The 12,016-nt window shown below is 62.7% G+C and carries 12 protein-coding genes; 11 read left to right on the forward strand and 1 reads right to left on the reverse strand.

Going from position 1 to position 12,016, the window contains the following annotated elements:
• Positions 1-13: 13 nt before the first annotated feature.
• Positions 14-946 carry a serine O-acetyltransferase EpsC gene (gene epsC, locus ACO6VD_RS21590; protein ID WP_400170376.1) on the reverse strand — a complete coding sequence of 311 codons (933 nt, stop codon included), beginning with the start codon at positions 944-946 and terminating at the stop codon, positions 14-16.
• 192 nt (positions 947-1,138) lie between these two features.
• Here epsC and ACO6VD_RS21595 point away from each other — a divergent pair, with 192 nt between their 5' ends.
• From ACO6VD_RS21595 to ACO6VD_RS21645, 11 genes are all read left to right on the forward strand, one after another.
• The gene (locus ACO6VD_RS21595) at positions 1,139-2,137 is read left to right on the forward strand and encodes a D-cysteine desulfhydrase (protein ID WP_422421982.1); all 999 of its coding nucleotides are present in this window, start codon (positions 1,139-1,141) and stop codon (positions 2,135-2,137) included.
• A gap of 107 nt (positions 2,138-2,244) precedes the next feature.
• Positions 2,245-3,039: a cystine ABC transporter substrate-binding protein gene (tcyJ, locus tag ACO6VD_RS21600; RefSeq protein WP_400170378.1), complete on the forward strand. Its 795-nt coding sequence runs from the start codon at positions 2,245-2,247 to the stop codon at positions 3,037-3,039.
• A complete protein-coding gene (gene tcyL, locus ACO6VD_RS21605) occupies positions 3,036-3,701 on the forward strand; it encodes a cystine ABC transporter permease (protein WP_051939131.1) in 666 nt (221 codons plus the stop codon). Before tcyJ ends, tcyL begins: the two co-directional genes overlap by 4 nt.
• Positions 3,702-3,707: 6 nt before the next feature.
• The gene (gene tcyN, locus ACO6VD_RS21610) at positions 3,708-4,469 is read left to right on the forward strand and encodes an L-cystine ABC transporter ATP-binding protein TcyN (protein WP_422421985.1); all 762 of its coding nucleotides are present in this window, start codon (positions 3,708-3,710) and stop codon (positions 4,467-4,469) included.
• Between the two features lie 169 nt (positions 4,470-4,638).
• Positions 4,639-5,361 (forward strand): hypothetical protein, encoded by a 723-nt coding sequence (locus ACO6VD_RS21615; RefSeq protein ID WP_422421986.1) that lies wholly within the window; start codon positions 4,639-4,641, stop codon positions 5,359-5,361.
• 174 nt (positions 5,362-5,535) lie between these two features.
• Complete coding sequence (locus ACO6VD_RS21620; RefSeq protein ID WP_422421988.1) at positions 5,536-6,777, forward strand: SfnB family sulfur acquisition oxidoreductase; 1,242 nt, start codon at positions 5,536-5,538, stop codon at positions 6,775-6,777.
• Between the two features lie 21 nt (positions 6,778-6,798).
• Complete coding sequence (locus ACO6VD_RS21625; RefSeq protein ID WP_422421990.1) at positions 6,799-8,004, forward strand: SfnB family sulfur acquisition oxidoreductase; 1,206 nt, start codon at positions 6,799-6,801, stop codon at positions 8,002-8,004.
• Positions 8,004-9,389, forward strand: coding sequence for an LLM class flavin-dependent oxidoreductase (locus ACO6VD_RS21630; RefSeq protein WP_422421992.1), 1,386 nt, complete (start codon positions 8,004-8,006; stop codon positions 9,387-9,389). The genes ACO6VD_RS21625 and ACO6VD_RS21630 overlap by 1 nt, the downstream gene beginning before the upstream one ends.
• Positions 9,382-10,188 (forward strand): MetQ/NlpA family ABC transporter substrate-binding protein, encoded by an 807-nt coding sequence (locus ACO6VD_RS21635; RefSeq protein ID WP_422421994.1) that lies wholly within the window; start codon positions 9,382-9,384, stop codon positions 10,186-10,188. Before ACO6VD_RS21630 ends, ACO6VD_RS21635 begins: the two co-directional genes overlap by 8 nt.
• Position 10,189: 1 nt before the next feature.
• Complete coding sequence (locus tag ACO6VD_RS21640) at positions 10,190-11,317, forward strand: methionine ABC transporter ATP-binding protein (RefSeq protein WP_422421996.1); 1,128 nt, start codon at positions 10,190-10,192, stop codon at positions 11,315-11,317.
• Positions 11,307-11,951, forward strand: a complete 645-nt coding sequence (locus tag ACO6VD_RS21645) for a methionine ABC transporter permease (RefSeq protein WP_128323237.1) — start codon at positions 11,307-11,309, stop codon at positions 11,949-11,951. Before ACO6VD_RS21640 ends, ACO6VD_RS21645 begins: the two co-directional genes overlap by 11 nt.
• The last annotated feature ends 65 nt before the right edge of the window (positions 11,952-12,016 follow it).

A 12,016-nucleotide genomic window follows, 5' to 3' on the forward strand; every position in this document is an offset into this window, starting at 1 on the left:
AGCCCTGCTGCGGTTACTTCTGGGTCCCGTCATCGTGCTGCAGATTGGCCTGGGTCAGGTTGCTGCCCGGCGCCACACTGCGGGTCAACCAGACGTTGCCGCCGATGGTCGAACCCTTGCCGATGGTGATACGTCCCAGAATAGTTGCACCGGCATAAATCACCACGTCGTCCTCGACGATCGGGTGGCGCGGATGGCCCTTTTGCAACTGGCCGTCTTCATCCGCAGGGAAGCGTTTGGCCCCCAGGGTCACGGCCTGGTAGATGCGTACCCGCTCGCCGATGATCGCCGTTTCACCGATCACCACGCCGGTACCGTGGTCAATGAAGAAGCTCTGGCCGATCTGCGCCCCCGGATGGATATCGATGCCGGTCGCCGAATGCGCCAGCTCGGAACTGATTCGCGCCAGCAAAGGCAGGCCGGCGCGGTAAAGGTGATGGGCCAGGCGATGATGGATCACCGCCAGAATCCCCGGATAGCACAGCAACACCTCATCGACACTGCGCGCCGCCGGATCGCCATGGAAAGCCGCCAGCACATCGGTATCGAGCACGCTGCGCAGGCCCGGCAACGCCGCTGCGAAGTCCTGGATCAGGCGCAGCGCCTTGGCGTCGACATCGGCGGTGTTGCACTTGCCGTGACGGGCGACATAACGCAGCTCCAGACGCGCCTGGGCCAGCAAGGCAGTCAGGGCCGAATCGAGGGTGTGGCCGACATAGAAGTCTTCGCTTTCCTCACGCAGGTCCACCGGACCCAGGCGCATGGGAAACAGCGCACCGCACAATTGCTCAAGGATGTGGCGCATGGCCTCGCGCGAAGGCAGCTCGCGCCCGCCTTGCTCGCCACTGCTGCGACCATTGCTGCTGCGCCATTTGTCACGGGCGCTACGCAAGCCGGCAACAATACCCTGCAGTTGCCAATGCCCAGTCTGCGCGTTTTCGCTCACGGTTACGTCTCCTGCCGCGGCGGCGATAAGGGAATGAGAGGGCCGCCAGATAGACACTCACTTTACGGCAAATGGCCTTGAGAAAAAAAATAACCCTTTATTCCAAAACGCGATAAAGGTGGCATAAGGCCGGGAGTTGCCCACTGGCCCAGTGCTGCCTATAGTCGGATTTTCCCTTGCAGATGCACCGCCATGATCGACCGACAGCTTTCCCGCTTCAATCGTCTGGACCTGCTTGGCGCACCGACCGCGCTGGAAAAGCTCCACCGCCTCTCGGCCTGGGTCGGCCGCGATATTTATGTCAAACGCGACGACTGTACGCCCCTTGCCTTGGGCGGCAACAAATTGCGCAAACTTGAATACCTGGCCGCCGATGCCTTGAGCAAGGGCGCCGATACCCTGGTCACGGCCGGGGCGATCCAGTCCAACCATGTGCGTCAGACCGCTGCACTGGCGGCGAAGCTGGGCCTCGGTTGTGTCGCGCTGCTGGAAAACCCGATCGGCACCGACTCCGCGAATTATCAGGGCAACGGCAACCGCCTGCTGCTGGAGCTATTCGACGCCAAGGTCGAGCTTGTGGATAACCTCGACAACGCCGACGAACAACTGCAAGCCCTGGCCGTACGCCTGCACGCCAGCGGGCGCAAACCCTACATCGTGCCTATCGGTGGCTCCAACGCACTTGGCGCCCTGGGCTATGTGCGCGCCGGGCTGGAACTGGCCGAACAGATCAACCACTGCGGCCAGACCTTCGCCGGCGTCGTCCTCGCCTCCGGAAGCGCCGGCACCCACAGCGGCCTGGCCCTGGCCTTGGCTGAAGCCTTGCCACAACTGCCGGTGATTGGCGTCACGGTGTCGCGCAGCGACGAGGCCCAACGGCCCAAGGTACAGGGCCTGGCTGAGCGCACTGCGGAACTCCTGGGCGTGCGCATCCCGGCTGCGTTCAAGGTTGAGCTGTGGGATGAGTATTTCGCGCCGCGCTATGGCGAACCGAACGCCGGCACGCTCGCCGCGATTCGCCTGCTGGCGAGCCAGGAAGGCTTGTTGCTCGACCCGGTGTACACCGGCAAGGCCATGGCTGGGTTGCTCGACGGTATCGCGCGCCAGCGATTCGACGACGGTCCGCTGATTTTCCTGCATACCGGTGGGGCACCGGCATTATTCGCCTACCCTGAGGTCTGGAATAGCTAAGTTATATATTCACAAATAATATAAGAAAATGACTTTATATTATTTTTAAGCCTATTAGCGTCACCCTATAGTCGCCAACCACTACACAACAACATTGGGGCTTCGTCATGACAGTAATCGCTAAACAGATTCTCAATGCGGGCGTCGCCCTGCTGCTGGGCGCCACGCTGCTCGGTCAGGCGGTTGCCGGCGAGCAGCTGAAAACCATCAAGGACAAGGGTGTTATCAACATCGGCCTGGAAGGCACCTACCCGCCGTTCAGCTTCGTCGATGAAAGCGGCAAACTGTCGGGTTTTGAAGTGGAGCTGTCAGAGGCCCTGGCCAAGGAGCTGGGCGTCAAGGCGAAGATTCAACCCACCAAGTGGGACGGCATCCTGGCTGCCCTGGAGTCCAAACGTCTGGACGCCGTGGTGAACCAGGTGACCATCTCCGAGGAACGCAAGAAGAAGTACGACTTCTCCGAGCCTTACACCGTTTCCGGCATTCAGGCGCTGGTGCTGACGAAAAAGGCCGCCGAGCTGAACATCAAATCCGCTGCCGACCTGGGCGGCAAGAAAGTCGGGGTAGGCCTGGGCACCAACTACGAACAGTGGGTCAAAGCCAATGTACCGACCGCTGACGTGCGCACCTACGAAGACGATCCAACCAAGTTCCAGGAACTGCGTGTCGGCCGTATCGACGCCATCCTGATCGACCGTCTGGCCGCGCTGGAATACGCCAAGAAAGCCAAGGACACCACCGCCGCCGGTGACGCATTCTCGCGCCAGGAAGCCGGTATCGCCCTGCGCAAGGGCGAGCCTGAACTGCTCGACGCCATCAACAAGGCACTGGACAAGCTGCGTGCCGACGGCACCCTGACCAAGCTCTCTGAGAAGTACTTTGGCGCCGACGTGACTAAATGATCGAAGACAGCCTGCAGCTTGCGCTCGACAGCGCGCCCTTTCTGCTCAAGGGCGCGTACTTCACCGTCATTCTCAGCCTCGGCGGGATGTTCTTCGGCTTGCTGCTGGGCTTTGGCCTGGCGCTGATGCGCCTGTCGCGCATCAAGCTGGTGAGCTGGATCGCACGGGTCTATGTGTCGTTCTTCCGCGGCACCCCGCTGCTGGTACAGCTGTTCGTGATCTATTACGGCCTGCCCCAGGTAGGCCTGGAGCTGGACCCGCTACCGGCGGCGCTGATCGGCTTCTCGCTGAACATGGCCGCCTATGCCTGTGAAATTCTGCGCGCAGCGATCGGCTCCATCGACCGCGGTCAGTGGGAGGCCGCCGCCAGTATCGGCATGACCCGTGGCCAGGCCATGCGCCGGGCCATCCTGCCCCAGGCGGCGCGCACCGCACTGCCGCCGTTGGGCAACAGTTTCATTTCGCTGGTCAAGGACACCGCCCTGGCCGCGACCATCCAGGTGCCGGAGCTGTTCCGCCAGGCGCAGTTGATCACCGCACGCACCTTTGAAGTCTTCACCATGTACCTTGCCGCCGCACTGATCTACTGGGTGCTGGCCAGCGTTCTGGCGCACCTGCAGAACCGCCTGGAAGCGCGAGTCAACCGGCACGACCAGGAGTAACACGGCATGATCGTGGTAGAGCGACTGAGCAAACAGTTCAATGGCCAGACTGTACTGAACGACATCAGCCTCACGGTCGAGGCGGGCGAAGTCATCGCCATCATCGGCCCCAGCGGCTCCGGCAAGACCACCTTCCTGCGCTGCCTGAACCTGCTGGAAACCCCCAGCAGCGGCCGCATTCAGGTCGGTGACGTGGCCATCGATGCCAACCAGCCGCTGACCAAACAGCAGGGGCTGATCCGCAAGCTGCGCCAGCAGGTCGGCTTCGTGTTCCAGAACTTCAATCTGTTCCCTCATCGCACAGCCCTGGAGAACGTCATCGAAGGCCCGCTGGTGGTCAAGAAGACGCCCCGCGAGCAGGCCGTGGCCCTGGGCATGAAGCTGCTGGCCAAGGTCGGCCTGGCGGGGAAAGAGGCGTCGTATCCACGCAAGCTGTCCGGCGGTCAGCAACAACGGGTAGCGATTGCCCGGGCCCTGGCCATGGAGCCGCAAGTCATTCTGTTCGACGAACCGACCTCGGCGCTGGATCCGGAGCTGGTCGGCGAAGTGCTGGCGACCATCCGCGGCCTGGCCGAAGAACGGCGCACGATGATCATCGTCACCCATGAAATGAGCTTCGCCCGGGATGTGGCCAACCGGGTGATCTTTTTCGACAAAGGCGTGATTGTCGAACAGGGCGAAGCCCGGGCGTTGTTCGCTCACCCCAAGGAAGAACGAACCCGGCAGTTCCTCGGCAAGTTTCTCGGTACCCAGAACACCGGGTACTGATTTCCCGGCCAGATCCCCCTACCCTCCTCGCCCGCAGGTTTCACTGCGGGCGTAGTCCTGTTCCGAAGTTGACCGTCGCCCGCCAGAAGGCACAGCTCGGGCTTGATCCTTTTGCTGCACTGGCCAATAACCGCCCATCCCGCAGATGTTCATGCCAAGGATGCGCGCCATGCCTCATATCCGTCAGACAAGCGAACTTTTCCCACCAACTCTTCCGGGCATTAACGCCGCCGGTATCGGGCGCAACAGCGCTGCTCGACTCTGTGCACAGATACCCGTTCAGCCACTGATGGAAGCCGGCGATCTTCTGCTGCTGTTCTGGGGACAACGCTTTGTCAGCGCCCACACCCTGCAAGCGCGCGAAGTGAAAGACGCTATCGACATGCGCATACCCGCAAGCTACCTGCACAACGGTATCCATCGCCTGCACTACCGTCTGCTCAAGCCCGGCAAGCGCCCGCTGCGTTCGCCCGAGCAACAGGTACAGGTCAAGCTGGACTGCCCCGGAGGCAATGGCGCTGACGAGTACCTGCAGCCTTTGCAGTTGCCCCGCCAGTTGCGTCGTGAGGGCCTTTGCCTCGCTGCCTTGAGCGACGCCGTGCCTTGCACCCTGGCCCCTTACAGAAACATGGCCGAAGGTGACCGGATTACTGTGCGCTGGGGTGACCTACGCCTGGATCTGCCTGCTCTGAAGCAGTCTCAAGTCGGCAACCCGGTGCAGGCGCAAATCCCCCTGGCACTGATCTGCGAAGCGGGTCCAGACCGGCACATGGAACTGAGCTACTGCATTCTCGACCGGGTCGGCAATCGGTCGCATTGGGCACCCACCACGCAATTACAGGTATTCGCCGAATGCCCGCCGAGTACTTCTATATATATTCCAAAAATGTAGTTTATTTAATTTTTATACGCCTTTAGGGTATATGAACCGGACCACCGGACCAGCGCATTTCGGTCGGCGCAGCCAGCGCCGACGTTTCCAATACGTGAGGTAAGGTATGGTCAGGAACACAATCACCCCAGTGCGTAACGCCAGGGCATTGAGTACAGCCAAGGAGCAGTACTGATGTCCAGTCTGGCAGATACGAACGTCCACAGTGATCTGGACAGCGCCCCGCTGCTGTTGCCGGCCAAGGTGCTGCGCAGTGATGCCGAAGCCCTGCAGGCCGCCCATGAGCTGGCCGAAGTGGCCCGCCATCAAGCCGCCCGACGCGACCAGCAACGCAAACTGCCCTGGGCAGAAATCGAACAGTTCACCCGCAGTGGCCTGGGCAGCATTTCCATTCCCCGCGCTTACGGCGGTGCGCAGGTGTCGTTTGTCACCATCGCCGAGGTGTTTCGCATCATCAGCGCCGCGGACCCGGCGCTGGGACAAATCCCGCAGAATCAGTTCGGCATCCTGCAGTTGCTCAAGGGCACAGCCAGCGAGCGCCAGAAGGACCTGCTGTTCAAATCGGTGCTCGACGGCTGGCGTATCGGCAATGCCGGGCCGGAACGTGGCAGCAAGCACACCCTGGAGCTCAAGGCACGAATCACCCGCGAGGGCGATCACTATGTGCTCAGCGGGCAGAAGTTCTACTCCACCGGCGCGCTGTTTGCGCACTGGGTGGCGGTAAAAGCACTGAACGATGAAGGCCGTCAGGTCATGGCCTTTGTTCGCCGCGGCACTCCTGGGCTGCGCATCGTCGATGACTGGTCCGGGTTTGGCCAGCGCACCACCGCCAGCGGCACCGTGCTGCTGGACCGGGTTCAGGTCGATGCCGAGCTGGTCATCGACAACTGGCGCCAGAACGAGGTGCCGAACATTCAGGGCGCTGCCTCGCAACTGATCCAGGCGGCCATCGACGCCGGCATTGCCGAAGCGGCCGTCGCCGACGCCATCAGCTTTGTCCGTGAGAAGTCACGGCCATGGATCGACGCCAAGGTCGAGCGCGCCAGCGATGACCTCTACGTGATCGCCGATATCGGTCGTCTGCAACTTGAGCTGCATGCGGCCCAGGCTTTGTTGAGCAAGGCGGCGCGCACCCTTGATGAGGTCAACGCCGCACCGGTGGATGCCGCCTCCGCTGCCCGCGCCTCGATTGCCGTGGCTGAAGCCAAGGTGCTGACCACTGAGATCGCCCTGCAGGCCAGCGAAAAGCTCTTCGAGCTCGCCGGCAGCCGCGCCACCCTCGCCGAGTTCAACCTCGACCGGCATTGGCGCAATGCCCGCGTGCACACCCTCCACGACCCGGTGCGCTGGAAATACCACGCTGTCGGCACTTATCACCTCAACGGTACGTTGCCTGCCCGGCATTCCTGGATTTGACCAGACCACTGGAGCCCTTTTATGAGCCTTCTGCCGCAACCGCACGATAACGTCGCGGTCATCCACACTGACGCCCAGGCGTTGCAAACTGCCGAAGAAGTGGCCGTTCAGCTGCGTCGCGATAGCGCCCTACGCGACCGCGAACGCCGTCTGCCGCACGCTGAACTGGCACTCTTTTCTCATTCCGGGCTGTGGGGCATCAGTGTCCCTAAAGCCTTTGGTGGCGCAGGCGTGTCGAACGTCACCCTGGCCAAAATCATCGCCCGTATCGCCCAGGCCGACGCTTCGCTCGGGCAGATTCCGCAGAATCATTTCTATGCCCTGGAAGTGCTGCGGGTAAATGGCAGCCCGCAGCAACAGCAGCGCCTCTACGCCGACGTACTGGCCGGCAAACGCTTCGGTAACGCCCTGGCCGAACTGGGTACCAAGACCGCCCACGACCGCACTACGGCACTGAGCCGTGACGGTGACGGCTACCGCATCAACGGCCGCAAGTTCTACGCCACCGGCGCCCTCTACGCCCAACGCATTCCTACGTCAGTGATCGACGAGCAGGGTATCCAGCAACTGGTCTTCGTCCCGGCCGACAGCGCCGGGCTGCAAGTGATCGACGACTGGAGCGGCTTCGGTCAGCGCACCACCGGTAGCGGCTCGGTGCAGTTCGACAATGTCCGGGTTGCCGCTGAGGATGTGGTGCCGTTCCAGAGTGCCTTCGAACGACCCACCACCGTTGGCCCGCTGGCGCAGATTCTCCATGCCGCCATCGACACCGGCATCGCCCGTGCTGCCTACGAAGACGCCCTGCAGTTCGTGCGAACCCGCAGCCGTCCGTGGATTGACTCCGGCATCGACAAGGCCAACGACGATCCGTTGACCCTGAAGTCCTTCGGTCATCTGGCAATCCGCCTGCATGCTGCCGAGGCCCTGCTTGAGCGCGCCGGCGAATTCCTCGACCAGGCCCAGGCCGAGCCCAACGCCAGCACTGTCGCCGCCGCCTCGATCGCCGTGGCCGAGGCTCGCGCGATCAGCACCGAAATTTCCCTGGCCGCCGGCACGACCCTGTTCGAACTGGCCGGCAGCCAGGCCACCCTCGCCGAACATGGCCTCGATCGCCACTGGCGCAACGCCCGCGTCCACACGCTGCACGACCCGGTGCGCTGGAAGTACCACGCCATTGGCAATTACTACCTCAACGATGAGAACCCACCGCTGCGGGGGACCATCTGATGGCCAAGAAAAAAATCCTCCTCAATGCTTTCAACATGAACTGCATTGGCCACATCAATCACGGCCTGTGGACCCACCCGCGGGACACCTCGACCCAGTACAAAACCCTGGAGTACTGGACCGAGCTGGCTCAGTTGCTTGAGCGCGGACTGTTCGACGGCCTGTTCATCGCCGACATTGTCGGGGTCTACGACGTCTACCAGAACAGTGTCGAGGTACCGCTCAAAGAGTCGATCCAGCTGCCGGTCAACGACCCCTTGCTACTGGTCTCGGCCATGGCTGCGGTAACCCGCAATCTGGGCTTCGGCCTGACCGCCAACCTGACCTACGAGCCGCCCTACCTGTTCGCCCGCAAGCTCTCGACCCTCGACCACCTGAGCCGTGGCCGGGTCGGCTGGAACATCGTCACCGGCTACCTGGACAGTGCAGCCAGGGCCATGGGCCTTGAGCAGCAAGCTGAACACGACCGCCGCTACGATCAGGCCGACGAGTACATGCAGGTGCTGTACAAGCTTCTGGAAGGTAGTTGGGAGCAAGGCGCAGTCGCCAATGATCGCCAGCAGCGGGTCTATGCCCACCCGGAAAAAGTCCACAAGGTGAACCACCAGGGCGAGTTTTACCGGGTCGAAGGCTACCACCTGTGCGAACCCTCGCCGCAGCGCACGCCAGTGCTGTTCCAGGCGGGCAGCTCCGAGCGCGGCCTGGGTTTTGCCGGCAACCACGCCGAGTGCGTGTTCATCAGTGGCCAGACCAAGGCCGGCACCCGCGCCCAGGTCGACAAGGTCCGCGCTGCCGCAGTAGCCGCCGGCCGTGATCCCGAGGCGATCAAGGTGTTCATGGGCGTGACCGTGATCGTCGCCCGCAGCGAGGAACAAGCCTGGGCCAAGCACGCCGAATACCTGCGCTACGCCAGCGCCGAAGCCGGGGTTGCGCACTTCGCCAGTTCCACGGGTATCGACTTCTCTGCCTACGAACTGGACGAACCGATCCAGTACGTCAAAAGCAACGCCATTCAATCGGCGACCAAGACCCTGCAGAACAACGACTGGACCCGACGCAAGCTGCTCGACCAGCATGCCCTCGGCGGGCGCTACATCACCCTGGTCGGCTCACCGACCCAGGTCGCCGACGAGCTGGAAAGCTGGATCGCTGAAACCGGCCTCGACGGCTTCAACCTGACCCGCACCGTAACCCCGGAAAGCTATGTCGACTTCATTGACCTGGTGATCCCCGAGCTGCAGCGTCGCGGCTCGTACAAGACCGCCTACGAACAAGGCACCCTGCGCGAAAAACTCTTCGCCAGTGACCAGCCACTGCTGCCCGCCGACCATCCCGGCGCCAGCTATCGCCACACCACCCCGACTGGAGCGCTACAGCATGCTTAAGACCTTCCTTGCCCGCCCTGTCGCGGCCCTGCTGCTGACCCTGGGTCTGTCCGGTCTGGCCCAGGCCGGCGACGCGCCACTGAAAGTCGGCACCACCGCTGCCTTCGCCATTCCGCTGGAAGCGGCGGTCAGCGAAGCGAAAAAACAGGGACTGACTGTCGAACTTATCGAGTTCAGCGACTGGATCGCGCCAAACGTCAGCCTGGCCAGCGGCGATATCGACGTGAACTACTTCCAGCACATCCCCTTCCTGGAAAACGCCAAGGCTGCCGCGGGTTTCGATCTGGTGCCCTATGCACCGGGGGTGATCAACAACGTCGGCCTGTATTCCAAGCAGTACAAAAGCTTCGATGAACTGCCGCAAGGCGCCAGCGTGGCCATCGCCAACGACCCGATCAACAGCGGACGCGGCCTGCAGCTGCTGGCCAAGGCCGGTCTGATCACGCTCAAGCCCGGCGTTGGCTACAAGGCCACCGAAGAGGACATCGTCGCCAACCCCAAGCAGCTGAAGATCCTTCAGGTCGAGGCGGTACAACTGGTACGTGCCTACGATGATGCCGACCTGGTCCAGGGTTATCCGGCCTACGTCCGCCTGGCCAATACCTTCGACGCCACCTCGGCCCTGCTGTTCGACGGCCTCGATCACAAGGAATACGTGATCCAGTTCGTCATCCGCCCGCAAAACAAGGACGATCCGCGCCTGGCCAAGTTCATCGACATCTACCAGCACTCGCCTGCCGTACGTGCCGCCCTCGACAAGGCCCACGGCAAGCTCTACCAGCCAGGCTGGGAGAGCTGAGATGAGCGCCGCCACCGCCCTCCTGGCGCCGGGAGAACACCCGCTTGCGCCACTGCACCAGGCTCAGCGACTGGCCTTGCACCCGGAGCTGGGCAGCGCCCACGTGCGCTTCATCGGCCTGGGCAAGACCTACCCGGGGCAAGCCGCCCCGGCGCTGGAAGCCATCGACCTGAACATCCAGCGCGGCGAAATCTTCGGCATTATCGGCCGTAGCGGCGCGGGCAAGTCGTCACTGATCCGCACCATCAACCGTCTCGAACAACCCAGTACCGGCCGGGTACTGATCGACCAGGTGGACATCGGCGAGTTCGACGAAGAGCGCCTGGTACGCCTGCGCCGGCGCATCGGCATGATATTCCAGCACTTCAACCTGATGTCGGCCAAGACCGTGTGGCAGAACGTCGAGCTGCCGCTGAAGGTCGCCGGCGTGCCCAAGGCCCAGCGCCAGCGCAAGGTTGCCGAGCTGCTGGAGCTGGTCGGGCTTGAGCAAAAACACCAGGCCTACCCCGCGCAATTGTCGGGCGGGCAAAAGCAACGCGTCGGCATCGCCAGGGCACTGGTGCACGACCCGGATATTCTTCTGTGCGATGAAGCGACCTCGGCCCTCGACCCGGAAACCACCGCGTCGATCCTTGAACTGCTGCGCGACATCAACCAGCGCCTGGGCCTGACCATCGTCCTGATCACCCACGAGATGGCGGTCATCCGCGATATCTGCCAGCAAGTGGTGGTACTTGAGCGCGGACGCATCGTTGAGCAGGGCGCAGTCTGGCAGGTTTTCGGCGATCCCCGCCATGAGGTCAGTAAAACCTTGCTGGCACCGTTGCAGGCCGCCTTGCCTGCTGCCTTGCAGGCACGCCTGCAACCCCGGGCGAGCAGCCCCGACGCCGCGCTGGTGCTGAATCTCAAGGTCAGCGGGACGGACCACGAAGCACCGGAGTTATCCACATTGTTCGCCAGCCTCGGTGGCCGGATCAGCTTGCTGCAAGGTGGGATCGAGCCCATCCAGGGGCGGCCTTTGGGGCAACTGGTGGTGTCGGTGGCAGACTCGCCGCACAGCCATGAACAGATCATCGTACGGGCCCGGCAGTGGGCCACGCAGGTAGAGGTATTGGGTTATGTGGACTGATCGCCTGCTCCAGGGTGTACTGGATACCCTGCTGATGGTCGGGGTGTCATCGCTGATTGCGTTACTGGCCGGGATACCGCTTGCGGTGATCCTGGTAACCAGCGGCAAGGGCGGGATCTTCGAAGCGCCAGCCCTGAACCGGGTGCTCGGGGCCTTCGTCAACCTGTTCCGCTCGATCCCGTTCCTGATCCTGATGGTCGCCCTGATTCCCTTCACCCGCCTGATCGTCGGTACCACCTATGGTGTCTGGGCGGCCGTAGTGCCGCTGACCATTGCCGCCACGCCGTTCTTTGCGCGGATTGCCGAAGTCAGCCTGCGCGAAGTCGACCATGGCCTGATCGAAGCCGCCCAGGCCATGGGTTGCCGACGCTGGCATATCGTCTGGCACGTGTTGCTGCCCGAGGCCCTGCCGGGCATCGTCGGCGGCTTTACCATCACCCTGGTGACCATGATCAACTCCTCGGCCATGGCCGGTGCCATCGGTGCTGGCGGCCTGGGCGACATCGCCTACCGCTACGGCTACCAGCGCTTCGACAGCCAGATCATGCTCACCGTGATTGTCATGCTGGTGGTACTGGTGGCGCTGATCCAGCTGGGCGGTGATCGGTTGGCCAAAGGCCTGAACAAACGCTGATCCCCGTTGGGAGCGGGCTTGCCCCGCGATAGCGGTCTGTCTGCCACACCGCATCGCGGGGCAAG

Origin of the sequence: Pseudomonas sp. GZD-222 (genome assembly GCF_049310525.1) — a bacterium.
In the GTDB taxonomy this organism is placed as follows: domain Bacteria; phylum Pseudomonadota; class Gammaproteobacteria; order Pseudomonadales; family Pseudomonadaceae; genus Aquipseudomonas.

Coding starts and splice junctions, on each gene's coding strand:
- ACO6VD_RS21595 (WP_422421982.1), top strand. CDS start 1,139: ATGATCGACCGACAGCTTTCCCGCTTCAATCGTCTGGACCTGCTTGGC.
- tcyJ (WP_400170378.1), top strand. CDS start 2,245: ATGACAGTAATCGCTAAACAGATTCTCAATGCGGGCGTCGCCCTGCTG.
- tcyL (WP_051939131.1), top strand. CDS start 3,036: ATGATCGAAGACAGCCTGCAGCTTGCGCTCGACAGCGCGCCCTTTCTG.
- tcyN (WP_422421985.1), top strand. CDS start 3,708: ATGATCGTGGTAGAGCGACTGAGCAAACAGTTCAATGGCCAGACTGTA.
- ACO6VD_RS21615 (WP_422421986.1), top strand. CDS start 4,639: ATGCCTCATATCCGTCAGACAAGCGAACTTTTCCCACCAACTCTTCCG.
- ACO6VD_RS21620 (WP_422421988.1), top strand. CDS start 5,536: ATGTCCAGTCTGGCAGATACGAACGTCCACAGTGATCTGGACAGCGCC.
- ACO6VD_RS21625 (WP_422421990.1), top strand. CDS start 6,799: ATGAGCCTTCTGCCGCAACCGCACGATAACGTCGCGGTCATCCACACT.
- ACO6VD_RS21630 (WP_422421992.1), top strand. CDS start 8,004: ATGGCCAAGAAAAAAATCCTCCTCAATGCTTTCAACATGAACTGCATT.
- ACO6VD_RS21635 (WP_422421994.1), top strand. CDS start 9,382: ATGCTTAAGACCTTCCTTGCCCGCCCTGTCGCGGCCCTGCTGCTGACC.
- ACO6VD_RS21640 (WP_422421996.1), top strand. CDS start 10,190: ATGAGCGCCGCCACCGCCCTCCTGGCGCCGGGAGAACACCCGCTTGCG.
- ACO6VD_RS21645 (WP_128323237.1), top strand. CDS start 11,307: ATGTGGACTGATCGCCTGCTCCAGGGTGTACTGGATACCCTGCTGATG.